Here is a 22,420-nt window from a genome sequence, read left to right as displayed (position 1 = left end):
ACTTCAGGCGCCGCAGTGGTTTTCGCCGCGGCCGAACCAGGCCTGCAGAAATTCCGACAGCGCCCGGATGCGCGCCGACAGCTCGGTTTGCGTGGCATGCAGCAGATAGATGTCGGCGCCCGGCAACTGCCAGTCCGGCAGCACCTGCTGCAGTTGCCCGCCTGCCAGCAGCGGCGCCACGTCCCATAGCGAGCGCTGCAGAATGCCGTGGCCGTCCAGCGCCCAGAGCAGGGCGGTTTCGCCGTCGTTGGTGCTCATGGGGCCCGCGACTTTGACGCTATGCGTCTGCCCGTCCCGCTGCAGATGCCAGGTGCCGTAGCGCTCGTCGGCCTCGCGCAGCACGATGCAGCGGTGGGTGCCCAGATCGGCGGGGCTGCGCGGCCGGCCGTGGCGCTGCAGGTAGGCGGGGGCCGCGCACAGCACGCGCCGGTTGTGCAGCAGCCGCCGGGCGGTGAGCCGCGAGTCGGGCGGATCGCCAAAGCAGACCATGGCGTCAAAACCCTGTTCCACCAGATGGACGGGACGCTCGGTCAGGTGCAGCCGGACTTCGATCTCCGGATACTCGCGCGCAAAGGCCGAGAGTGCCGGCGCCAGCCGCTTGCTGCCGAAGCCCAGCGTGCAGGCCAGGCGCAGCAGCCCGCGCGGTGTGCTGCGCGCACCGGAGACTTCGCGCTCCAGCGCATCGAGCGCCTGCAGCAGGCGCGTACCTTCGAGCAGATAGGTCTCGCCCTCGGGCGTGAGCCGCATGCGGCGCGTGGTGCGCTGCAGCAGGCGCACCCCCAGCCGCTGCTCCAGCAGGCTCAAACGCCTGCTGACCGCGGGCGGAGACAGGCCTTGCTCCTGGGCCGTGGCGGCCAGGCTGCCGGCCTGTATCAGTTGCTGGAAGAAGCGCAGATCGGAATAGCCGTCCATAAGTCCCCCGGATATGGCTGATTCTTCAGCTCAACTGAAGAATGAAATAAAAACTGGCGAATTATGTGTATCCGGCGCACTTCTATGATGGATGCCGCAGGCTCGGGCATGCCGGCCGTCGGCCGTTTACGCAGGAGAATCACGCACGACCATGGATGAAGATCTGTTTCCCGGCTTTTCCACTTCCCGCATCTCCGTGGCCGCCGATGCGGCGCTGCACGTGCGCACGGGCGGCGAAGGCCCGCCGCTGCTGCTGGTGCACGGCCATCCGCAAACCCATGCCATCTGGCACAAGGTGGCGCCCCGATTGGCCAGGCATTTCACGCTGGTGCTGGCCGATCTGCGCGGCTACGGCGATTCCAGCAAGCCGCAGGGCGATGCCGACCACGCCAACTACAGCAAGCGCACCATGGCGCAGGACCTGCTGACGCTGATGCAGACGCTGGGCCACCGCAAGTTCAGCGTGCTGGCCCACGACCGCGGCGCGCGCGTGGCGCACCGGCTGGCCATGGACCATCCGGACGCCGTGCGGCGCCTTGTCCTGCTGGACGTGGCGCCCACGCTGGCCATGTACGAGCAGACCAGCCAGGATTTCGCCACCGCCTACTGGCACTGGTTCTTCCTGATCCAGCCGCAGCCGCTGCCCGAGCGGCTGATAGCGGCCGACCCTGCCGCCTATGTGCGCGACGTGATGGGCCGGCGCAGCGCGGGCCTGGCGCCGTTCGATGCGCGGGCCCTGGCCGAATACATGCGCTGCCTGGCGCTGCCCGGCGCCGCGCACGGCATCTGCGAGGACTACCGCGCCTCGGCCGGTATCGACCTGCAGCATGAGCGCGAGGACCGCGCCGCCGGCCGAAAGCTGCTGATGCCGGTGCTCGCGCTATGGGGAGAGCAGGGCGTGGTGTACCGCTGCTTCGAGCCGCTCGAGGAATGGCAGAAACTGGCCGACGACGTGCGCGGCCGGCCCTTGCCCTGCGGCCATTACATTGCCGAGGAGGCGCCCGCGCTGCTGCTGGAGCAGGTGTTGCCGTTTCTCCAGGGGGAAAGCCAGGCCTGAATTGGCCGACAATCTGGTCCATTCGAGAAACTGGACAGCGAATGAGCGAAACCCCTTCCGCCGACAATACCGCCCCTGGCGCCGCTTGCGGCACGGCCACCGACTGGGCCGCCTGGAGCCGCGAGGCCGTCGAAACCATGATGCAGCGCAACGCCGAATGGCCGCGCCAGTTCGGCCTGCAAGGCTCTCCCGCCTACCGCTGGGACCTGGACAGCGCCACCCTGGTGTTCGAAGGCCCGCTGCACGAAGTCGTGGCCACCGTATGCCTGGTCGGCACCACCAGCGACAGCGAAGGCAGCTTTCTGTGGAGCTGGGCCAACGAGGCGATTCCCCGGCAGCACGGCCAAGCCCTGGAAGTCGTACACGACTTCGGCCGCGAGCACCATCTTGCCCTGCTGACCACCCCCCGCATCCAGGGCGGCCGCCCCGAAGCCACGGAATGCCTGTGCATCGCCGCCCGCCTGCAGCGCGCGCTGGGCACCTTCGTCGACAAGCAGGGCGATGTGACGCTGTACTTCAGCATCCTGCATCTGCAGGTGGCGATGGGGGAGGAACAGTTGCCCAATTGAGGCGTTGTGGTGTGGATATGGAAAAAGCGCTCCGTGGAGCGCTTTTTATTTGGGTGAAGCGGTGTTTTCAACGAAGGTGTCGGGGTCAGCTACAGGCTGATCTGAGTCACTCGCAATCCTGTACATGAATGGCAGCAATCGCTAACACCTGTCGCTGAGCGCCGCGCTTATCTGGCCCGGTTGCGTCACCTCCGGAAATGGCCGCAGCTCGCGCCGAGATCGCCAAGCTGCAACGTGTGCTGGGAAAAAAGACTTTGGAGAACGAGATCCTCAAGGAAGCCGTGGAGCTCGCCGCAGCAAAAAAGTGGATTGCGCGCTCGCCCTTGTTGCCTGGGGACGACCGATGAAGTCGGTCTGCTCGGTGCTGGGCGTGGCGCGCTCGAATCTGCATGTGCGGTATCACCGCTCTGGCCACTGGCAGGACAACCGCAGAGGCCGCACTCCGGTCCAGGATGAGCTCTTGCTGGCTGACCTGCGGCGCCACATTGCCGAGTTGCCCAGCCTATGGCTATCGCCGCGCCGGTGCGCTGCTCAATCGAGAGCGACGTTCGCAAGGTCAACAGGTGCTGAACCACAAGCGCATCTACCGGGTCATGGCGCAGCATCGACTGCTGTTGCCCAAGGCGCCCAAGCGACGGCATTCGAGCCGTATTCATGATGGCTAGGTCAGTGTGCCGATGAGCAACATGCGCTGGTGCTCTGACGGTTTTGAGTTCAAGCGCGATTCGGGCGAGACGGTCACAGCCACCTTCGCCAAGGACTGCTGCGACCGGGAGATCCTGGCCTGGCGGGCTTGGGAGGGCAAGGGACTTGCGGGAGAGCCTGTGCGCGACATGCTGGTGGAAGCCGTGGAGCGGCGCTTTGGCACGGTTGAAGCCGTGCCCCTGGAGCGTGAATTGGAGTTCCTCACTGACAACGGCAGCGCCTATATCGCGCACGAGACGCGGGGTATTGCCAAGTCACTGGGGCTCAAGCCAATCAATACGCCGGTATGCAGCCCGCAAAGCAATGGAATGGCCGAGAGCTTCGTCAACACCTTCAAGCGTGACTACATGAGCTGCATGGACCTGCGCGATGCGCCGACCGTGTTGGCGCAATTGCCGGGTGCGTTCGAGCACTTCAACGAAATCCACTCGCATTCGAGTTTGAAGATGATGTCGCCCAGGGAGTTCCGACGACAGCAGAGTCACCCGGCCCATCAGGGCTACCTTAGCGACTGGACGGTGTCCGGAACTACGGGGGCAAGATCAGCTTCATCCTTGGGAGCCGCCGCTCGATTGCGCGGCTCACTGCGTACCGGCTCGAATTACCGCTTCTGCGTGCCCAGCAGGCTCATGTCGACCCTGAGCGGAAGCTGGCTTGGGTGAGATGAGCTGTCAAAGCGGGTGCTTAACGTTCGAGGTGAGATGTCTCTCCGCGCACGCTCAATTTCCCGGAATCGTGAGAACAAAGGTGTTCCTCGCGTATTGGGAGCCGCGAAGAGGGAGTCCCGCCAAGACGTTTAGATTCCCATAGTTAATTCGAGCCATTGAGCGGGCGAGATATAGTCCGAGACCGGCTCCGTGGAGCTTCGAGTCAATCGCGTTTGAACCGGAGTAGCCTTCCTCAAAAATTAAATCCTGCTCGTCTGGTTTGATAGCGAGACTCTCCATGACAAAGCGAATATCAACGAATCCGTCGGAGCTCTGGGATACAGAGACCGAAAAATCGCTATCAGGACGCGTGTACTTAGCCGCATTCTCAACGAGATAATAGATGCAGACATGGATGGAGTCGTAGTCAAAGCGAGCCTGAATACGCGTGCGCTCAACTTCTGCGCGAACCTTCTTGGCGATAAACTCGCCAAAAAAGAGATAGAAGACATTCATTAAGACGCGATGTACATCATGCATCTCGGAATTGCTTTTTTCCAGTTTTCCGGAAAGGCGATCAAACGCGGTGTACTCTGCTTTCTGCGCAGCTTGGTGCTTCAGTATTTCAAGCAGTGCGCGTGCCGTTCCTTCTAGGTTGTCTCGAATCTCTGATGCGAGATATGGGACTACCTCTCTTGGATTCCCAATGAGTCGATCTTGCTGCGCAAGTAAGAATACTTCCTGCGAAGTCTTCGCCGTTAGAGACTTTAGATTGTGAAGGAGTCTTCGCGTTCTTCCCTCGGAGCGTTGAATGGACAACTCCACAGTCGGAGCCACTGCGAGCATGGCATCAATCTCTGACTCCAGAAGTTTCTTGCTCTTTATTCGATCTACATCGACTGAGAAAGCGATTGCCGAGTACTCATCCACTGATTTTCGAAGGATGCGGGACTTCTTACCTTCAACCACAGTAGTTAAAGTACCTGCCGACGGCAACTGCTCAACGCATTGCTGCAGGACTGCCTGGGGGATTTGGCTAAGCAGGGGTTCGCTGCGATTGGCAATCCAAATTGTGATCTGGGTCGGATTTTTCATTTGGAGAGAACTCGAACAATAGTGTCCTCGAATCTAATTGGCTCCGCTGTTTTGGGGAGTGAATAATCTGCCTCTTGTAGTGCTTCGTGAAAGCGTGCCCCCTTTTCTTCTGCCGAATAAATCACTACCTTTTTTGCTGGATATCTACGCTTTATGGCAAGCGCCAGTCCTAGCCCCTCGTCACTATATTGCATGATCCGGCCAACACCCTGAATATCTACAAAAATTACGTCGGCATTAAGTAATTGAGATTGCTCGAGTGAGGATATGTCAGTGACGAGCTTTGTGTTTTCCCAGCCCATCTTTTTAAGTATGCCAACAATTTTAAATCCGCGATCATCGTCAATAAAGAGGATCTGCGAAGTTCGTTTAAGCTCTACCACGTCATTCGGCGTAGGCGGTTGTGTCGTAGATACGAGCATTTGCGGTTCCGCTGGGCTCCCAACAGTTACCGTCACAGTCTGGTTGGTCGTACTGCTGGCCGTTGACGGGTTATCGGCCTGAGTATCTTCCGAACGTTTCTTGCGGAGCCGCAAGAGGATGGCGCCTCCTATCGCAAGCAAGCCTGCAATGACGGAGACAATTTTATTGACGGTGTCGAGGGTGAATTCGGTCATAAAAAGAGATGATGGTTGAGTTTGAGACATCAATCATTTATAGATATCAAAAAGTGGCTTATGACGTTCCAGTCTCATTGGCGCCAAGTATCTATAGGAATTGAAGCAATTGTTTACATTTAAAGATAGCACACCGTACTGGCGGCAAAATTGATGCTCCCCACGCGGGATGAGATCGAGCTTGTAGTACACACCGACCAGTGTGGGCTCTCCTCCTGCTGGCCCCTAACTGTCGAGGTGGAAGATGCGCTACCCGCAAAGCCGACCTTGGGTAAGGCTGCCCTAATGGCCGACAGCACCAGTTCGTAGACCTCGCTGACAGCTGACTTCTCCGGTTAGGCTCGCGGATCGAGTGTGTCCGCTTCCTGGCACATCCGTGCACTTACACTACCGGCCAGTTGGGGTCATCGGGAAATGACTGCTATCTAAAATTGAATCACTCGAAGGCCAATACACAAAAAGTGCCACCACCAAGCTGGTGCCACATTAACAAGCAAGAGAGATTACAATGAAGCTACGTCGTGTGCGGGTGGAAAACGTCAGGAGTTTCCTTGAACCTGCAGAGTTACTGCTTGAAGGAGACATTTCCATCATCATTGGTCCAAACGGCGGCGGCAAGACCAATCTGCTAGATACGACGACCACCATACTGCGCAGGCATTTGCTCTCATCCATCATCCCCAGAAAATCGGCTACGGCAGACAACCCTGATCGGCATGAGTTCGTTGCCAATGACATGTTGCATAGCACTTCCTTGGAGCCGCATAGTCAGGGTAAGGGCCGCGAGCAAGTAGTCGAGCTAGAGCTAGAAGTTACGAGCCGCGACATTGAAAACATGGCATCCATGAAGGCATCGGCTCATGATGTGGCAGCCAGGACCGAGCGCAAGTACGTCGGTGCATCGATTCGGGAGGCTGCTGAATGGGACTTGTCCTTGCTTCGAGTAGGCCAGCGGTTCGTCTACCGAATCGTCAACAGCGGGCTTCAAGGCACAAGCGATTCAGCCGAACACATTTATCAGCGCTATCTGGCGCTTTACGAGGTCGACGCGTGGCTGCGAGGGGAGTTGGGAATGGCCAGCCTGTCTACGCCTATGCTCTCGATGCCCATCAACCGTGCATCCAATGGCGTTCAATCCTCGGTCAATCTGTCTGGATACAACGAATTTGACTACAAGCGTTCCGTGGATGCTGCATCCTCCCGACTGGGAGCTTCGACGATGAGCCTCGCGGTGGGAAGAATTGCCAAGAAATACCGACTGCTGGAAATCAAGGACAACGGGAGCGCCAAGAAAGATTTCCGCAATGATCCAGCGATTCAATCGCTGACTGCCGTCTTGTTGGATTTGGGCTATGCATGGGATCTTGTCTGTACCGATCCCATGAATAACAGCTACGACATCCAGTTGGAGAAACAGGGATCGAAGTTCTTGGCAGGAAACGCATCTTCGGGCGAGAAAGAGTTACTGACCTACCTCTTCGCCATATATGCTCTCAATGTGAGAGATGCGCTGATTGTCATCGACGAACCGGAGCTGCATCTGCACCCGCGCTGGCAAAAAACATTGCTGGGGCTTTTTGAACGGCTGGCTTTGGAAACTGGCAACCAATTCCTGCTGGCAACGCACTCAGCCGTCTTTGTGTCGCCGTCGTCCATCGAGTACGTATCGCGTGTCTACAGCACTGAGCAACGAAGTGCGATTGTTCGTCTCAACAACAGCAGCTTGCCCGAACCCAAGCATCTGTTTGCCATTGTCAACAGTCAGAACAACGAGCGGATGTTCTTTGCTGACAAGGTCGTTCTCGTTGAAGGCATTTCAGATCGGATATTTTTCGAATCCGTTTTCAATCGCCTTGGTGTGACATCGGGCACCATCCGTACTTGTGAAGTGATCAGCGTTGGAGGGAAGGGTTTTTTTGCACCTTATGCGGCCCTCCTTGAAGCCTGCAAAGTCCCTTATGCAGTCATCGCGGATCGTGACTACCTGAAACAGATAGGGTCGCCGGAAATCAAGGGATTCTTTACTCTTCACGAAAACGAGTTCAAGAAAGCAGTCATTGATGATCCGACCAGCACAGACGGTGATTCATTGTTGGTTCAGCTCGATCACGCCGTTTCAACTGGCGATCTTGATCGCTTGAGGTCACTTTGGGAGCACATCAAGTTGCGCAGAGGTCGGTTGCAAACGGACCTGAATGATCACCAGCAGCACACGATCCGCGACTATATCGTTGCTAAACGGCTCGAGCATATCTTTGTCCTATCTAGAGGCAGCCTGGAGTCGTATCTACCGGAAGGCTACAAGTCCAAGCAACTTGACAAGCTGATTCGCCTCATCTCAACAGAGTATTGGCACGAATTACCAGAGTTTGCCCAAGAGGAAATTTCAGTAATTGCTGACAGAATCAAAGTACTTTGAGCAAGCTTGCCGACGAAGGCAATCTTGAACGCTGTATGTAATGAATGTCAGTTTATACACATATCGGCCTTTGATTGCAGCCGGGACGAGCCAATCAGGAATGTCTGATTTCCGGCTTAGAGTCAATATTTTTAGAATACCGCTTTGGGTTGATCGGTTGAATCCACAGTCACTAGCAGCCAATAAAAAACGCCCCTGCGGGCGTTTTCCATTTCCGGAAACCAGCCGAAGCTCAAAGCCCCGGCCGGCCCTTTATCACTTCTTCAGATCAAACCGATCCAGCTCCATGACCTTGACCCAGGCAGCCACGAAGTCCTTGACGAATTTCTGGCTGGAGCCGGCTTCGGCATAGACCTCGGCCAGGGCGCGCAGGACGGCATTGGAGCCGAAGACCAGGTCCGCACGGGTGCCGGTCCATTTCTTTTCGCCGGTCTTGCGGTCCACGCCTTCGTAGGTGCCGTCTTCCAGCGCCTTCCACTGCGTGCCCATGTCCAGCAGGTTGACGAAGAAGTCGTTGGTCAGGCGGCCCGGGGTGGCGGTGAACACGCCGTGCCGGCTGCCGCCGGTGTTGATGTTGATGGCGCGCAGGCCGCCGATCAGCACCGTCATCTCGGGGGCGGTCAGCGTCAGCAGCTGGGCCTTGTCGATCAGCTGAACTTCGGCCGGCACGGCGTTCTGGCGCTGCTGGTAGTTGCGGAAGCCGTCGGCCTTGGGCTCGAGCACGGCAAACGAGTGGATGTCGGTCTGCTCGTCGCTGGCATCGGCGCGGCCGGGGGCAAAGGGCACGGTGACCGCGACGCCGGCGTCGGCTGCGGCCTTTTCCACGCCTGCATTGCCGGCCAGCACGATCATGTCGGCCAGCGAGATGCGCTTGTCGCCGTCGGCGGCTTTGTTGAATTCGCGCTGAATGCCTTCCAGCACGGCCAGCACGCGGGCCAGCTGTTCGGGCTGGTTGGCTTCCCAGTCCTTTTGCGGTGCCAGGCGGATGCGCGCGCCGTTGGCGCCGCCGCGCTTGTCGGAGCCGCGGAAGGTGGAGGCCGAGGCCCAGGCCGTGCCCACGAGCTCGGAGACCGTGAGACCCGAGGCCAGCACCCTGGCCTTGAGAGCGGCCACGTCGGCGTCGTTGACCAGCGGATGCCGGACTGCGGGAATCGGGTCCTGCCAGATCAGCTCTTCCTTCGGCACCTCGGGGCCAAGGTAGCGCGAACGCGGGCCCATGTCGCGGTGGGTGAGCTTGAACCAGGCGCGCGCAAAGGTTTCGGCAAAGGCCTGGGGATTCTCCAGGAAGCGGCGCGAGATCTTCTCGTAGGCCGGGTCCATGCGCAGCGACAGGTCGGTGGTCAGCATGGTGGGTTTCTTGTTGGGGCCGCCATGCGCGTCGGGTATGACGTCGGGCGCATCCTTGGCCACCCACTGGATGGCACCCGCAGGGCTCTTCTCCTGCACCCATTCGTACTTGAACAGGTTCTCAAAGAAGAAGTTGCTCCACTGTGCAGGCGTCTGGGTCCAGGTCACTTCCAGGCCCGAGGTGATGGCGTCGCGGCCGGAACCGGTGCCGAAGCTGCTGGCCCAGCCCAGGCCCTGGGCTTCCAGGCCGGCGGCTTCGGGCTCTGCGCCCACATGCGAGGCCGGGCCCGCGCCGTGGGTCTTGCCGAAGGTGTGGCCGCCGGCGATCAGGGCCACGGTTTCCTCGTCGTCCATGGCCATGCGGGCGAAGGTGTCGCGGATGTCGCGGGCCGCGGAGACGGGGTCGCCATTGCCGTCCGGGCCTTCGGGGTTCACGTAGATCAGGCCCATCTGCACGGCGGCCAGCGGGTTCTCCAGGTCGCGCTCGCCGCTGTATCGGCTATCGGGCTTGTCGCTGGTGGCCAGCCATTCCTTCTCGGCGCCCCAGTAGACGTCGAGGTCGGGTTCCCAGGTGTCCTCGCGTCCGCCGGCAAAACCGAAGGTGCGGAAACCCATGGTCTCCAGCGCCACGTTGCCGCACAGAATCATCAGGTCGCCCCAGGAGATCTTGTTGCCGTATTTCTGCTTGATGGGCCACAGCAGACGGCGCGACTTGTCGATGTTGACGTTGTCCGGCCAGGAGTTGAGCGGCGCGAAGCGCTGCTGGCCGCGGCCAGCGCCGCCGCGCCCGTCCTGCACGCGGTAGGTGCCGGCGGCATGCCAGGCCATGCGGATGAACTGCGGGCCGTAGTGGCCGAAGTCGGCCGGCCACCAGTCCTGCGAATCGGTCATCAGCGCGCGCAGGTCGCGCTTGAGGCCCTCGTAGTCGAGCTTCTTGAATTCCTCGGCGTAGTTGAAGCCGGCATCGAGCGGGTTGCTCTTGCTGCTGTGCTGGTTCAGCAGGTCCACGCGCAGCTGGTTGGGCCACCAGTCCTTGTTCGTGGTGCCGTGGCCGGCAGCGGCGGTGGCACTGTGGGCCTGCTGGGCACTGTGGAAGGGGCACTTGGATTCGGTCGTCATGGGATCTCCGTTTCAACGAGTCGTTTCGGGGGACAAGCGATGGATACCTGCTGGTAGCGGCAACGCAATGAATATTTAATAGCTGTTGACTATCAAATTGAATTCATTATGTTTTTAAGCTATCAATGAGACAAGGTGTTTTCGATTGAAAAAATCCAAGTTCACCATAGCGATAAATATCGGTCCGATCCGTGATGCAGCGCAAGAGCAATGCATGCATGGAGCGCCGCGCGGGCAGGGAGGGGCGGCCGTCTTCAGCCGGCCACCAGTTTGTGCACCAGATCGGCTGCGGTGGAAGCGCCGTACTTGCGCATCAGCCGCGCGCGGTAGATCTCCACCGTGCGGTGGCTGATGGCCAGGGCCTTGCCGATTTCCTTGGAAGTCAGGCCTTCGAGCAGGCGGGCCGCGACCTCGCGCTCGCGGCCCGTGAGTTCGGCCTTGACGGGGCGCTGGGCCGAGAGGTCCTCGAAGCTCCAGATACCCGAGGCATGGGGATTGTTGCGGTCCAGCGTGCGCCCCGAGACATGGCACCAGAAGGTTTCGCCGTTGGCGCGCTTCATGATGCGGTTGTCCGAATAAAAGCCCTTGGCGTTGAGGATGGGCGCGATGCGCGCGCCCAGGCGTTCGTATTCGTCGGCGCTGGGGTAGAGCACCTGGAAGGACTGGCCGATCAGCAGTTCGCGCGAGGCCGCAAACATCTCGCACAATTGCAGGTTGCAGTCGATCATGGTGCGGTTGCGCGAGATCACCAGGCCCACTGGGGCTGCTTCGAACGCCAACCGATAATCAACCGCCATGGTGCTGCTCTTTACGAAAAACTACTTACTCAAGTACGTAGTATCGTAGCGCATCCGATTCAAGAAGGAGACATGTGTGAAAAAGCTCTATCCATCCGCACAAGCGGCGCTGCAGGGCGTCGTGGCTGACGGGCAATTGCTGGCTGTGGGTGGTTTCGGCCTCTGCGGCATCCCCGAGGCCCTGATCGATGCACTGGTGGCCAGCGGCGTGAAGAATCTCACGGTGGCTTCCAACAATGCCGGCGTGGACGGCTTCGGCCTGGGCAAGCTGCTGGAGACCCGCCAGATCAGGAAGATGATCTCCTCCTATGTGGGCGAGAACAAGGAGTTCGAGCGCCAGTACCTGGCAGGCGAGCTGGAGCTGGAATTCACGCCCCAGGGCACGCTAGCCGAGAAGCTGCGTGCCGGCGGCGCCGGCATCCCGGCCTTCTTCACCAAGACCGGCGTGGGCACCATCGTGGCCGAAGGCAAGGAGCTGCGCGAGTTCGACGGCGAGACCTATGTGATGGAGCGTTCGCTGGTGCCCGATGTGTCCCTGGTCAAGGCGCACCGCGCCGACAAGAGCGGCAACCTGCAGTTCCGCCTGACGGCGCGCAACTTCAACCCCGCTGCGGCCACGGCCGGCAAGATCTGTATCGTGGAGGTGGAGGAGATCGTCGAGGTTGGCGAAATCGCGCCCGACGACATCCATCTGCCCGGCATCTATGTGCACCGCATCGTGCACAACCCCCATCCTGAAAAGCGCATCGAGAAGCGCACGTTGACCGAGAAAAAAGGAGCCTGAACCATGCCCTGGACGCAAGACCAAATGGCCGCGCGCGCGGCGCAAGAACTGGAAGACGGCTTCTACGTGAACCTGGGCATCGGCATTCCCACGCTGGTGGCCAACCACACGGGCGACAAGGAAGTGTGGCTGCAATCCGAGAACGGCATGCTGGGCATCGGCCCGTTCCCCACCGAAGACCAGGTCGATGCCGACCTGATCAACGCCGGCAAGCAGACCGTGACCACGCTGCCGGGCTCGTCCATCTTCGGCTCGGACCAGTCGTTCGCGATGATCCGCGGCGGCAAGATCAACCTGTCCATCCTGGGTGCCATGCAGGTGTCCGAGAAGGGCGACCTGGCCAACTGGATGATTCCGGGCAAGATGGTCAAGGGCATGGGCGGCGCCATGGACCTGGTGGCCGGCGTCAAGCGCGTTATCGTGCTGATGGAGCATGTGGCCCGCAAGAAGGACGGCACGACCGACCTGAAGATCCTGCCCGCCTGCACGCTGCCGCTGACCGGCGTGGGCGTGGTGGACCGCATCATCACCGATCTGGGCGTGATGGACGTGACTCCCGAGGGACTGAAGCTGGTGGAGCTGGCACCCGATGTGAGCTTCGAGGAAATCCAGTCCAAGACGGGCGTGGAGCTGATCCGCTGAATCCGGCCTCCTGTCGGACGCAAAAACGCAGCCCCGGGCTGCGTTTTTTATTGCCCTTCATGCCTGGGCTGTGTCTGTCGCAGGCCTGGGGTAACGGTGAGGTGGAGGCCCCGCCGCCGACGGATTTCCCGCACCTGCCGTGCCTGCAGGAAAACGGACGCACGGCGATGTTGCCCTATGCTTGCGTCTTCCCGCCAACGCAAAAAATCACCAGACCGCGCTCCCATGACTGCCGATTTGTCCCTGACTTGCCGTGATGTCGATTCTGCCGTGCACAGGCTGGTCCGGCTGTACGAAGAACTGGCACCGGAGCATCTGGCCGGGCTGGGTGCCTACTATGCGCCCGATGCCTACTTCAAGGATCCCTTCAATGAAGTGCGCGGGGTGCCCGCGATCACGCGCATCTTCGAGCACATGTTTGCTTCGCTGCAGGATCCGCGCTTTGTCGTCACGCAGAAGCTGGTGCGGGGCGACAGGGCCTTCCTGGAGTGGGAATTTCGCTTCCGGTTGCGGCGCTGGCGGCCTGAAGTCGAACAGTGCATCCGCGGTGCCTCGTCCCTGCGTTTCGACGCCCAGGGCCGTGTGGTACATCATCGCGATTACTGGGATGCCGCAGAAGAGCTGTACGAGAAGTTGCCGCTGCTTGGCGCCTTGATGCGCTGGCTGCGCCGTACGGCGTCCAGCTCCTCAAAGACTGTGCATGCGCAGGGTTCGCCATCCTGAGGATGGCAGGGAGAGATACGCAGCGTTCTCCCGGTCCGGCCGCCGCCGGCATGCCGAAAGCCGTATGGGGCTAGGGCGAAGAGGGGGCGGAACCCGAGGTGGCCAAACCATCGAAGGTAGTGCTGGTCACCCATTCGATGATCTGTTCATGCGTGTACTGGCCTGATTCCTTGAGCAGGCCCACGACGGGATCGCAGGCGCGCGCGAACAGCGTGTAAAGCACCAACTCCACCGGTAGCTGCATTTGCAGCTGACCGCCTGTCTGGGCTTCTGTGATCCAGGTGCTGAGCCGGTTGCTCAGGGCTATGAGGCGATCCATGTACTCGTCGTTGGATTGCAGCGAGGCGCTGAGGCTGGAATTCTGGGCGGGAAGGGAGGGCATCTCTCCCTCCAGCTGGGTCTGCATGGCCCATCGGGTGACGGCCTTGAGCTGGTCCAGCGCCCGGACGGGCTGGCCTGCTTCGGCGGCCTGCTCGGCCGCGCTGCGCAAGCCGTCCACAAAGCCCAGTGCACGGTCCAGCACTCCGACCATCGCGGCGCCTGCCAGCTCTTCCTTGGAGGTGAACAGCTTGTACAGGCTGGCCTTGGCCATGCCGGCCTCCGCAGCCACCTCGTCCACCGTCATCGCATCGTAGCCCTTGGTGGCCAGAAGCCGGTTGACGGCGGTCACGATGGCCTCTTCGCGCACGCGCTGGATCTGTTCCCTGATTGATGAGCGAGCATTCATGAGCCGTATTTTATGACGCGCGAGGTCAGGTCGGATACTTTGTAGTGCAATTTTGATATTTGTAGTTTATAGTGTGAACTAATTAGTTCATTGTTTGTTCTTCTGGGTCTATCCGGGTGACTGGCGACTATTTCAAGGGGCTTTCATGCATCGTATAGCTGTCATTGGTTCGGGTGTTTCCGGTCTGGCGGCCGCATGGCGCCTGGCGGACGGGCAGATGCCGTTCAGCGTGTGCCTGTTGGAAGGCGGCAGCCATTTCGGAGGCCACGCGAATACGGTGGACCTTCATCTCGATGGCGTCGGCCACGCAGTCGATACGGGGTTCCTGGTATTCAATCACCGGACCTATCCGCTGCTGACGCGACTGCTCGATGAACTGAAGGTGGAGACCGCGGCTTCCGAGATGTCGTTTTCCGTCCAGGTGCCCCAGGCCGATGGCCGCAGGGGACTTGAATGGAGTGGCGGCTCTCTGGCAGGCGTCTTTGCGCAGCGGCGGAATCTGCTCAGGCCCCGCTTTCTGGGCATGCTGCGAGAGATCCTGCGCTTCAACCGGCTTGCAACGGACATCGCCCGGCGGCAAACCGAGGCGCAGCTCACGGCTTCCATCGCCGATTTCCTGGACCGGCACGGCTTCGGAAAGGCCTTTCGCAGCGACTATCTGTTGCCGATGATCGGCAGCATCTGGTCCTGTCCCACGGACCAGATGCTGCGTTTTCCCGTCGCCACGCTGATCCGCTTTTGCCACAACCATGGCCTCCTCCAGATCACGCGCCAGCCTCAGTGGTACACGGTGCGCGGAGGCTCGCGGCAATATGTGCGGCGCATGGTTGCGCGGCTGCAGCACGATGCCCGCCACGAAGCCAGGCTGAACTCCCCGGTGCTGGGCATCCGGCGGGAAAGGCATGGCGTCCTGGTGCAGCTGGCCCATGGGGCGGAGTGGTTTGACGCCGTCGTGCTGGCCTGCCATAGCGATCAGGCATTGCAGCTGCTTGGCGAGGATGCGACGCAGCAGGAGCGCGCGGTGCTCGGGAACATCCGCTATCAACCCAACGAGGCGGTGCTGCATACCGACAAGGGCGTGCTGCCGCAGCGCACTGCGGCGTGGGCTGCCTGGAACTATGAGCGAGCCGCTTCCTCCTCGGATGAGGAAGCCGGAGTCTGCCTTCATTACCTGATCAACCGGCTGCAGCCCCTGCCGTGGCAGCAGCCGGTGCTGGTGTCGCTCAATCCTGCGCGTGCGATCGCAGAAGACAAGGTCCATGCGCGCATCCAGTACAGCCACCCCGTCTTCGACCAGGCCGCGATTGCGGCCCAGGCAAGGGTGGGCGAATTGCAGGGACATCTTCGCACCTGGTTCTGCGGCGCCTGGTGCGGCTATGGCTTCCACGAGGACGGCCTGCGCTCGGGTCTCAGGGCTGCCGAAGCCGTGTCGGATTCGCTCGCTCGCAGCGCCTCCGCAATTTCCCGTGCCGCCGTGGCGGAGGCCGTATGAACTTGCGTCCGCTGATCGGGTTCGGCCATGTCTGGCATCGCCGGCTGCGGCCGGTGACGCATGCATTCCGTTACCCGGGATATTTTCTGCTGCTGCCCATGCGCAGCCTGCGCGAGCATCCCGATGCCTTGCTGCACCGCAACCGGCCCGGCTGGATGAGCTTTCATGATTGCGATCACGGCGATGGCGGCAACGATTGCCTGGCCTGGTTCGAGCAGCTGCTCCGGGAAGAAGGCATTGACGGTGCCGATGGCGAGATCTGGCTGCATACCTTTCCCCGTGTGCTGGGTTATGCATTCAAGCCGGTAAGTTTCTGGTATGCGCACAGGGCCGACGGTTCGCTGGCGGCGGTCCTGGCCGAAGTCAACAACACGTTCGGCGAGCGGCATGCCTATCTTCTTGCAGGGCCTGACCTCGCCTGGGGGCGCGAGCAGGCGGCAAGCAAGCAGTTCCATGTATCGCCGTTCTGCGAGGTGCGAGGAGAGTACCGCTTCCGTTTCGAGCGCAGCGAAGACCGCGCCGTGGTGCGGGTGGATCTCCATGACGAGGCAGGCCCGCTGCTGTGCACCGGCGTGGAAGGCGCGCTGCAGCCATTGAGCATTTCCCATGTGCGCCGCGCTTTCTTCGGCATGCCGCTGATGACGCTGGGGGTCATCTTCCGCATTCACTGGCAGGCGCTTCGCCTCTGGGCCAAGCGCCTGCCTTTCCACCGCAAACCTTCCGAGCCCAAGCGCTTCGTCACACGATGAACACGACCACCGCCCCCGTATTGAGTCCGTCCTCCGCTGCGCCGCGCTCCATGCCTCGCAGCGCGCGCCGCGTCATGAAACTGCTGGAGCGCCTGCCATGCGGCCACCTGGACGTGCAGCTGCCGCAGGGGGGAGTGCTGCATTTTCCGGGGAAGAACCCTGCGGAAGCCGATGCGCGCTGCACCATCCAGCAATGGAGTGCCCTGGAGCGCATCCTGCGTTCCGGCGATATCGGGCTGGCCGAAGGCTACATAGAAGGGGAATGGGACAGCCCGGACCTCAGCGCGCTGCTTCGGCTGTGCATCGGCAATCGCGACCATATGGAGCAGCTGGTATATGGCAGCTGGTGGGGAAGAATGGGCTTCAGGCTGCGTCACCTGCTGCATCGCAACACGCGGGCGGGCAGCGCCCGCAACATCCATGCCCACTATGACCTGGGCAATGACTTCTACCGGCTCTGGCTGGATCCGAGCATGAGCTACAGCGCCGCCTGGTTCGGGGGGCTCGACGGCGAGGCCTTGCAACAGGCCGACCTGCAGCAGGCGCAACAGGCCAAGATGAGGCGTGCGCTGCGCGAGGCGGGACTCCAGCCCGGCCAGCGCCTGCTGGAAATCGGTTGCGGCTGGGGGGCTCTCGCGCAGACTGCGGCCGCCGAGTTCGGCGCCCACGTCACCGGCGTGACGCTGTCGCGCGAGCAGCTGCAGTGGGGCGTGCAGCGCATCGCGCAGGCCGGTCTGCAGGGGCAGGTCGAGCTGCATTACCAGGATTACCGGGATCTGGCCGCCCGGCATGCCGAACGGCCCTTTGATGCGATTGTTTCCATCGAGATGTTCGAGGCCGTGGGACATGAATATTGGCGCAGCTATTTCCAGATGCTGCGCGACTGCCTCAAGCCCGGGGGCCATGCCTGCCTGCAAACCATCACGCTGCGCGAGGACCTGTTTGCGCGCTACCTGCGCTCCACCGATTTCATCCAGCAGTACATCTTCCCGGGAGGGCTGCTGCCCAGCATTCCTGCTTTCGAGAGGGAGGCGCTGAACGCAGGCCTGATCGTGGAGAACAGGATGGGCTTCGGCAAGGACTATGCCGAAACCCTCAGGCGCTGGCGCAGCTCCTTCGAGGAGAACCTCGACGCCGTACGAGGCCAGGGTTTCGACGAGCGCTTCATCCGCATATGGAGGTTCTACCTGGCCTATTGCGAAGCCGCGTTCGACATGGGCAACACCGATGTCGTCCAGTTCACCTTGCGCAGGCCCGGCCATGATTGACGTTCGGCGCCGCCAAGCCCTGGCCTGGAGCGCCAGCTTTCTTGCTCCTATTCTTGCTGCAATGACCCACGATCTTCCGGCCGCTGTGCCTGCCCTCCCGCCAGAGCTGCGTTCTGCCTTGCCCTCGGCCCGCCTTGTCGGCAGCGGCGTATTGCGCTTCTTTGGACTGCGCGTGTATGAAGCCCGCCTTTGGGCGCCGCCTGGTTTCGAGCCAGCGGACTATGCGCGCCAGCCGTTCGCTCTGGAACTGATCTACGACCGCAAGCTGGAGGGCGAGGCGATCGCCGAGCGTTCGGTCGCCGAGATGCGGCGTGTGGGCGGCTTTTCCGATCAACAGGCACGCCAGTGGCTGCTCTTGATGAAGAAGGCCTTTCCCGATGTGGCTGCGCAGGATCGCCTGCTGGGCCTCAGCGATGGAGCGGGGGGCGTGGGCTTTTTCCATAACGGCCGTGAAACCGGGCGGATACGGGATGCGGAATATGCGCGCCTGTTTTTCGGCATCTGGCTCTCCGAGCAGACGTCCGCGCCGGCGCTGCGCGCTGCCTTGCTCGGCCAGGGCTGATCGGATCTGCGCCCCATGAACGCGCCGTCGCACCCCCGCCCGACACCGCTGTCCTGGCGCACGGGGCTGGCCTATGGCGGACTGGCGGCGCCGCTGGCCTTTGTGTCGCTGCCTTTGTACGTCACCTTGCCCCATCACTACGCCGCGGTGGCAGGGGCACCGCTGGCTGGCCTCGGTGCCGTGCTGCTCGCCACCCGCGCGCTCGATGCCGTGCTGGATCCCGCCCTGGGGCGCATGGCCGATCGCCTTCTGCATCGCGGATCGGGCCCGGCCTGGTTCGCGGCGGCGCTGGGCAGCGTGCTCATGGCCTTGGGTTTCGCCGCGCTGTGGCACCCGCCCGCCGGAGGTCCCGGCCGGTTGCTGGGCTGGCTTTCTGCCAGCCTGCTGGTATGCACGCTGGCCTACAGCGCCGTGGGCATCTTGCACCAGGCCTGGGGCACGCGCTGGGGGGGCGATCCTGCATGGCGCACGCGGGTGACGGCCTGGCGGGAAGGCGCCACCCTTGCCGGCGTGGTGCTCGCCAGCGTGCTGCCTGCATGGCTGGGCCATGATGCAACCAGCGGTGTGCTCGCGGCAGGGCTTGCCCTGGGCCTTGCAGGACTGCATCGCCTGCGTGGGCCCGCTGCAGCACCGGCATTCACCGGGCAGCCGCGCGGAGCCAGCGCGCGGCCGGCGCCCTGGGCAGATGCAGGTTTCCGCCGCCTGCTGTCGGTCTTCATGCTCAATGGCGTAGCCGCTGCCATACCCGCCACCCTCTTGCCGTTCTTCGTGGCGGACCGGTTGCACGCACAGGAATTGCAGCCGCTGTTTCTGCTGTGCTACTTCGGCGCCGCCGCTGCAGGTCTGCCGCTGTGGGTCACGGCAGTCTCCCGCTGGGGCCTGGCACCCAGCTGGCGTGCGGGCATGCTGGCGAGCGTCATTGCCTTTTGCTTCACGCCCTGGCTCGGGGCGGGCGATGGCGGGGCTTTCGCCGCCATCTGCCTTGTCAGCGGACTGGCCCTGGGAGCGGATCTGGCGCTTCCCGGCGCTTTGCTGACCGGAGTGATCCACGAGTCGGGGCAGGGCGGTTCGGGTGAAGGCCGTTATCTGGGCTGGTGGGCCTGCGCCGCCAAGCTCAATCTGGCGTTGGCGGCCGGGTTGGGCCTGCCGCTTCTTTCCGCTGCGGGCTATCGCAGCGGCACAACCGACCCTGCCGGCCTGCAGGCGCTGGCATGGGCCTACGCAGGCCTGCCCTGCCTGCTCAAACTGATGGCTGCGGCGTGCCTCTGGCGTGCCGAGCGCCTGCACATGTCCTGGAGGTTGATATGAAGTCCATGGTAAGCACTCGTTCTTTCCTGCCCTTGCGGCGTGCCGGGGTGTGGCTGGCGCTCATGGGAATGCTGGCCGGCTGCGCGGGCCCGTCGGTCCAGGAATATGCCAGGGAGCGCCCCGAACTGGATCTGCGCCAGTACTTCAATGGACCGCTGCTGGCGCATGGAGTGTTCACGGACCGCTCCGGAAAAGTGGTGAAGCGCTTCACCGTGCGCATGACGGGCCGCTGGAGCGGCGACGAAGGCACGCTCGACGAGCACTTCGTCTACAGCGACGGCAGCACTCAGCAGCGCATCTGGCATCTGAAGTACCTGGGCGAAGGCCGCTACACCGGGCGTGCCGACGATGTGGTGGGAGAGGCGCGCGGCCAGAGTGCCGGCAATGCCTTCCATTGGAACTATGTCCTGGCCCTGCCGGTGAACGGAAAGGTCTGGAACGTCAGCATGGATGACTGGATGTACTTGATGGATGGGCGCACCATGCTCAACCGCGCGGCAATGAGCAAGTTCGGCATCCATCTGGGGGATGTGACGCTGTCCTTCACCAGGGAGTAGCCGCCATGTCGCTGCTGAACGCCAGGCTCAATCCGCCGATGGCCCGCTGGCAGGGGAAATGCGCCTGGATTGTCGGTGCCTCTTCAGGCATAGGGAAGGCCACTGCCGAGGCCCTTCATGCCGAGGGCGCCCGTGTGATCGTATCGGCCAGGGATGCCGCTGCACTGCAGGCATTCGCCGCAGGCCATCCCGGATGCGTGGCCTTGCCGCTGGATGTGACCCGGCCCGAAACCGTGGCGGAGGCCGCCCGGGCCGTGCAGGCCCATGCGGGAGGAGCTCCGGATCTGGTCTTGTATTGCGCGGGCCTTTACCGGCCCCTGCGCGCCACCGAGTTCGACCTTGCCGAAATGCAGCATCATCTGGCGGTCAACTATGTCGGTGCCCTGCAGTTGCTGGATGCCGTGCTTCCGATGCTGCTGGAGGCCGGCCACGGCCACCTGGCCCTGGTGGGCAGTGTGGCCGGTTACCGGGGGCTGCCGATGTCGCTGGCCTACGGTCCCACCAAGGCCGCGCTCAACAATCTGGCCGAGAACCTGTATCTCGACCTGCATCCGCGGGGGGTGGGTGTTTCCATCGTGAACCCGGGCTTCGTCGAGACGCCGCTGACGGCGCAGAACCGCTTTCGCATGCCTGCGCTCATCACTCCCGAAGAAGCCGCGCGGCACATGCTGCAGGGCTGGGCCCAGGGCCATTTCGAAATGAACTTTCCGCGGCGCTTCACGCGCTGGATGCGGCTTCTGCGCTGTCTGCCCGACGGCTGGTACTTTTCTGCCGTGCGCCGCATCACGGGAGCCTGACCGGCCGTTGCGCCCGGAAGCCGCCTTCGAGCTTGCTCCCGGTCAAGAGGCAGCAGCTGCGGGCGCTGTGATCGGAGGCGAAGCGCGTATATTGCAGCGATCAGGGGCAAGGGAGCTTTTCTATGAGCGACAGCCGGGCAGGGCTGCTGGCGCAGCAGGCATGGCACGAGGATGGCGTGCACTTCCTGCGTGCCGTGACCGATATGGCGGACCGCCGTCGCGTGGTGGCAGTCCAGGCCATCTATACCGACAAGGGCGTCAAGCTGCTGGACAAGGGGGCTCGCATCGACAGCCGTGTTTATGCGCGTCTGGTGGAGCACAAGCTGCGCGATCCTGTCGAAAAATATCTGAGCGTGGACGGTTGCGTGGACGTGCAGGAGATCGGGGCCCGTGCCATGGACCAGATCGAAACCATGGAGCTGATGCGCCGCATGGCACGGGCGCTGGACGGGGCGCAGCGCCTGCTGGCGCCGGTGCGCCAGATCGTGCTGCCGCCGCAGCTGGCCTTCAAGCTCACGGTCATGCGCGAGCAGCGTCCCGGCCTGTTCGCGCACAGCATCCAGATGATGCTGGTGGCCGTGTACCTGGCACAAAAGAATGGCTGGAGCGGGCACGACTGCGCTTTGCTGGCTGCGGCGGCGTTGCTGCATGACGTGGGCATGCTCCATATGGATCCGGCCTGGACAGACACCGAGCATTGGCTGACGGGTACCGAGCGGCGGCATCTGGTCGCGCACTCGGTCACGGGCATGCTCATCGTCCGCAGCTGCGGCGTCTATCCCCAGGCGGTGGAAATGGCGGTGCTGGACCATCATGAGCGCATGGATGGTTCAGGCTACCCGCGCGGCAGCCGGGGCGACGCGATATCGACAATGGGACAGGTGCTGTTGCTGGCCGAAGTGGTCGCGGCCTTTTACGACAAATTCCGGGACCTGCCCGGCCAGCGGCTGTCGCTGATGCTTCGGATGAACCATCGCAGCTATCCGGCGCATCTGGTACGCCACGTCTTGCCGCTGCTGTACGACGAAAGCGCGCCGGGCGCCCCGTTGCAGCCGTTGCAGGCCGAGTTCACGTACAACGTGACGGCACTGTCGGCGGTCTTTCAGCTGTGGCGCACGCTGAGCCGGCAGTTTCCCGAGCGCTGGCAGGACATGCCCGACCACCAGGCGGCCATCTTCATCGACTCCAGCCTGAGGGGGCTGCAAAAGCAGCTGGCCGAAGCCGGCCTGCATCCGGGCCAGCAGTCCGAGCTGCTGGCTTTCCTGCAGGACGATGCCCTGGGCATGGGGGAGCTGGCCCTGGTCAGCCGGGAAGCCCGATGGCAGCTGCAGGCCATTGTCAATGCATGCCTGCACCGCTGGCCCGACACCGGTGCGCGCAGGCATGCGTTGGATGCTGCCGTCATGGAGTGGTGCGAGGCCAGCCTGCGGATCGATGCCGTGCCACCGCTGCAGGAGCCTGCCGGCAACGCATAGCGTGCCATGGCGCCTGCAAGCAAGGGGCGGGGGCCCCGCTCCTGGGACGCTG

General features: G+C 62.3%; 20 protein-coding genes and 1 pseudogene. 15 read left to right on the top strand and 6 right to left on the bottom strand.

Going from position 1 to position 22,420, the window contains the following annotated elements; genetic code table 11:
- Positions 1-3 precede the first annotated feature (3 nt).
- Positions 4-912, bottom strand: a complete 909-nt coding sequence (locus Cte04_RS13650; protein ID WP_066478544.1) for a LysR family transcriptional regulator — start codon at positions 910-912, stop codon at positions 4-6.
- Between the two features lie 151 nt (positions 913-1,063).
- Between Cte04_RS13650 and Cte04_RS13645 the strand changes: the two genes are divergently transcribed.
- The 3 genes and pseudogenes from Cte04_RS13645 to Cte04_RS13635 form a co-directional block, all read left to right on the top strand.
- Entirely contained in the window at positions 1,064-1,969 is a 906-nt protein-coding gene (locus Cte04_RS13645) for an alpha/beta fold hydrolase (RefSeq protein ID WP_066478533.1), read from the top strand.
- Between the two features lie 41 nt (positions 1,970-2,010).
- Complete coding sequence (locus tag Cte04_RS13640) at positions 2,011-2,538, top strand: DUF6882 domain-containing protein (protein ID WP_066478523.1); 528 nt, start codon at positions 2,011-2,013, stop codon at positions 2,536-2,538.
- Between the two features lie 179 nt (positions 2,539-2,717).
- Positions 2,718-3,755 (top strand): annotated as a pseudogene (locus Cte04_RS13635) (IS3 family transposase); the annotation flags it as partial.
- 207 nt (positions 3,756-3,962) lie between these two features.
- On the opposite strand, the gene Cte04_RS13630 reads toward Cte04_RS13635, so the two are convergent.
- Both Cte04_RS13630 and Cte04_RS13625 read right to left on the bottom strand, forming a co-directional pair.
- The gene (locus Cte04_RS13630; RefSeq protein ID WP_157082006.1) at positions 3,963-4,985 is read right to left on the bottom strand and encodes an ATP-binding protein; all 1,023 of its coding nucleotides are present in this window, start codon (positions 4,983-4,985) and stop codon (positions 3,963-3,965) included.
- Complete coding sequence (locus tag Cte04_RS13625) at positions 4,982-5,602, bottom strand: DNA-binding transcriptional response regulator (RefSeq protein WP_157082004.1); 621 nt, start codon at positions 5,600-5,602, stop codon at positions 4,982-4,984. Before Cte04_RS13625 ends, Cte04_RS13630 begins: the two co-directional genes overlap by 4 nt.
- 508 nt (positions 5,603-6,110) lie before the next feature.
- On the opposite strand from Cte04_RS13625, the gene Cte04_RS13620 reads away from it, so the two are divergent.
- A complete protein-coding gene (locus Cte04_RS13620) occupies positions 6,111-8,021 on the top strand; it encodes an AAA family ATPase (RefSeq protein ID WP_066478518.1) in 1,911 nt (636 codons plus the stop codon).
- Positions 8,022-8,276: 255 nt separating this feature from the next.
- Here Cte04_RS13620 and katG read toward each other — a convergent pair whose 3' ends face one another.
- Both katG and Cte04_RS13610 read right to left on the bottom strand, forming a co-directional pair.
- On the bottom strand, positions 8,277-10,487 hold the full coding sequence (gene katG / locus Cte04_RS13615; RefSeq protein ID WP_066478515.1) for a catalase/peroxidase HPI: 2,211 nt from the start codon (positions 10,485-10,487) through the stop codon (positions 8,277-8,279).
- Between the two features lie 254 nt (positions 10,488-10,741).
- A complete protein-coding gene (locus Cte04_RS13610) occupies positions 10,742-11,284 on the bottom strand; it encodes a PAS and helix-turn-helix domain-containing protein (protein ID WP_066478512.1) in 543 nt (180 codons plus the stop codon).
- A 76-nt stretch (positions 11,285-11,360) separates the two neighbouring features.
- On the opposite strand from Cte04_RS13610, the gene Cte04_RS13605 reads away from it, so the two are divergent.
- The 3 genes from Cte04_RS13605 to Cte04_RS13595 all read left to right on the top strand — a co-directional run bounded on the left by Cte04_RS13605 (position 11,361) and on the right by Cte04_RS13595 (position 13,433).
- Positions 11,361-12,068, top strand: coding sequence for a CoA transferase subunit A (locus Cte04_RS13605; RefSeq protein ID WP_066478508.1), 708 nt, complete (start codon positions 11,361-11,363; stop codon positions 12,066-12,068).
- 3 nt (positions 12,069-12,071) lie between these two features.
- Entirely contained in the window at positions 12,072-12,710 is a 639-nt protein-coding gene (locus tag Cte04_RS13600) for a CoA transferase subunit B (protein ID WP_066478501.1), read from the top strand.
- Positions 12,711-12,935: 225 nt separating this feature from the next.
- Positions 12,936-13,433 (top strand): nuclear transport factor 2 family protein, encoded by a 498-nt coding sequence (locus Cte04_RS13595; RefSeq protein ID WP_066478495.1) that lies wholly within the window; start codon positions 12,936-12,938, stop codon positions 13,431-13,433.
- A gap of 70 nt (positions 13,434-13,503) precedes the next feature.
- Here Cte04_RS13595 and Cte04_RS13590 read toward each other — a convergent pair whose 3' ends face one another.
- Positions 13,504-14,160, bottom strand: a complete 657-nt coding sequence (locus Cte04_RS13590; protein ID WP_066478490.1) for a TetR/AcrR family transcriptional regulator — start codon at positions 14,158-14,160, stop codon at positions 13,504-13,506.
- Positions 14,161-14,305: 145 nt separating this feature from the next.
- On the opposite strand from Cte04_RS13590, the gene Cte04_RS13585 reads away from it, so the two are divergent.
- From Cte04_RS13585 to Cte04_RS13550, 8 genes are all read left to right on the top strand, one after another.
- Complete coding sequence (locus tag Cte04_RS13585) at positions 14,306-15,652, top strand: NAD(P)/FAD-dependent oxidoreductase (protein ID WP_066478482.1); 1,347 nt, start codon at positions 14,306-14,308, stop codon at positions 15,650-15,652.
- Entirely contained in the window at positions 15,649-16,401 is a 753-nt protein-coding gene (locus tag Cte04_RS13580) for a DUF1365 domain-containing protein (RefSeq protein ID WP_066478479.1), read from the top strand. Before Cte04_RS13585 ends, Cte04_RS13580 begins: the two co-directional genes overlap by 4 nt.
- A complete protein-coding gene (locus Cte04_RS13575) occupies positions 16,398-17,669 on the top strand; it encodes an SAM-dependent methyltransferase (RefSeq protein WP_066478472.1) in 1,272 nt (423 codons plus the stop codon). Before Cte04_RS13580 ends, Cte04_RS13575 begins: the two co-directional genes overlap by 4 nt.
- The gene (locus Cte04_RS13570) at positions 17,662-18,231 is read left to right on the top strand and encodes a chalcone isomerase family protein (protein WP_157082002.1); all 570 of its coding nucleotides are present in this window, start codon (positions 17,662-17,664) and stop codon (positions 18,229-18,231) included. The genes Cte04_RS13575 and Cte04_RS13570 overlap by 8 nt, the downstream gene beginning before the upstream one ends.
- A gap of 15 nt (positions 18,232-18,246) precedes the next feature.
- A complete protein-coding gene (locus tag Cte04_RS13565; protein WP_066478470.1) occupies positions 18,247-19,539 on the top strand; it encodes an MFS transporter in 1,293 nt (430 codons plus the stop codon).
- A complete protein-coding gene (locus tag Cte04_RS13560; protein ID WP_066478469.1) occupies positions 19,536-20,096 on the top strand; it encodes a DUF3833 domain-containing protein in 561 nt (186 codons plus the stop codon). Before Cte04_RS13565 ends, Cte04_RS13560 begins: the two co-directional genes overlap by 4 nt.
- A gap of 5 nt (positions 20,097-20,101) precedes the next feature.
- Positions 20,102-20,893: an SDR family NAD(P)-dependent oxidoreductase gene (locus tag Cte04_RS13555; RefSeq protein ID WP_066478467.1), complete on the top strand. Its 792-nt coding sequence runs from the start codon at positions 20,102-20,104 to the stop codon at positions 20,891-20,893.
- A 122-nt stretch (positions 20,894-21,015) separates the two neighbouring features.
- A complete protein-coding gene (locus tag Cte04_RS13550) occupies positions 21,016-22,368 on the top strand; it encodes an HD-GYP domain-containing protein (RefSeq protein WP_066478464.1) in 1,353 nt (450 codons plus the stop codon).
- Positions 22,369-22,420: the final 52 nt, after the last annotated feature.

Origin of the sequence: Comamonas terrae (assembly GCF_001544075.1) — a bacterium.
Classification (GTDB): Bacteria; Pseudomonadota; Gammaproteobacteria; order Burkholderiales; family Burkholderiaceae_C; genus Comamonas; species Comamonas terrae.
Note: the sequence above shows the minus strand (reverse complement) of the source record. Positions and strands in the feature narration are given on the sequence as shown.

Excerpts from the sequence above, each read along its gene's own strand:
- Cte04_RS13650 (WP_066478544.1), bottom strand. The coding sequence starts at position 912 with ATGGACGGCTATTCCGATCTGCGCTTCTTCCAGCAACTGATACAGGCC.
- Cte04_RS13645 (WP_066478533.1), top strand. The coding sequence starts at position 1,064 with ATGGATGAAGATCTGTTTCCCGGCTTTTCCACTTCCCGCATCTCCGTG.
- Cte04_RS13640 (WP_066478523.1), top strand. The coding sequence starts at position 2,011 with ATGAGCGAAACCCCTTCCGCCGACAATACCGCCCCTGGCGCCGCTTGC.
- Cte04_RS13630 (WP_157082006.1), bottom strand. The coding sequence starts at position 4,985 with ATGAAAAATCCGACCCAGATCACAATTTGGATTGCCAATCGCAGCGAA.
- Cte04_RS13625 (WP_157082004.1), bottom strand. The coding sequence starts at position 5,602 with ATGACCGAATTCACCCTCGACACCGTCAATAAAATTGTCTCCGTCATT.
- Cte04_RS13620 (WP_066478518.1), top strand. The coding sequence starts at position 6,111 with ATGAAGCTACGTCGTGTGCGGGTGGAAAACGTCAGGAGTTTCCTTGAA.
- katG (WP_066478515.1), bottom strand. The coding sequence starts at position 10,487 with ATGACGACCGAATCCAAGTGCCCCTTCCACAGTGCCCAGCAGGCCCAC.
- Cte04_RS13610 (WP_066478512.1), bottom strand. The coding sequence starts at position 11,284 with ATGGCGGTTGATTATCGGTTGGCGTTCGAAGCAGCCCCAGTGGGCCTG.
- Cte04_RS13600 (WP_066478501.1), top strand. The coding sequence starts at position 12,072 with ATGCCCTGGACGCAAGACCAAATGGCCGCGCGCGCGGCGCAAGAACTG.
- Cte04_RS13595 (WP_066478495.1), top strand. The coding sequence starts at position 12,936 with ATGACTGCCGATTTGTCCCTGACTTGCCGTGATGTCGATTCTGCCGTG.
- Cte04_RS13590 (WP_066478490.1), bottom strand. The coding sequence starts at position 14,160 with ATGAATGCTCGCTCATCAATCAGGGAACAGATCCAGCGCGTGCGCGAA.
- Cte04_RS13585 (WP_066478482.1), top strand. The coding sequence starts at position 14,306 with ATGCATCGTATAGCTGTCATTGGTTCGGGTGTTTCCGGTCTGGCGGCC.
- Cte04_RS13580 (WP_066478479.1), top strand. The coding sequence starts at position 15,649 with ATGAACTTGCGTCCGCTGATCGGGTTCGGCCATGTCTGGCATCGCCGG.
- Cte04_RS13575 (WP_066478472.1), top strand. The coding sequence starts at position 16,398 with ATGAACACGACCACCGCCCCCGTATTGAGTCCGTCCTCCGCTGCGCCG.
- Cte04_RS13570 (WP_157082002.1), top strand. The coding sequence starts at position 17,662 with ATGATTGACGTTCGGCGCCGCCAAGCCCTGGCCTGGAGCGCCAGCTTT.
- Cte04_RS13565 (WP_066478470.1), top strand. The coding sequence starts at position 18,247 with ATGAACGCGCCGTCGCACCCCCGCCCGACACCGCTGTCCTGGCGCACG.
- Cte04_RS13560 (WP_066478469.1), top strand. The coding sequence starts at position 19,536 with ATGAAGTCCATGGTAAGCACTCGTTCTTTCCTGCCCTTGCGGCGTGCC.
- Cte04_RS13555 (WP_066478467.1), top strand. The coding sequence starts at position 20,102 with ATGTCGCTGCTGAACGCCAGGCTCAATCCGCCGATGGCCCGCTGGCAG.
- Cte04_RS13550 (WP_066478464.1), top strand. The coding sequence starts at position 21,016 with ATGAGCGACAGCCGGGCAGGGCTGCTGGCGCAGCAGGCATGGCACGAG.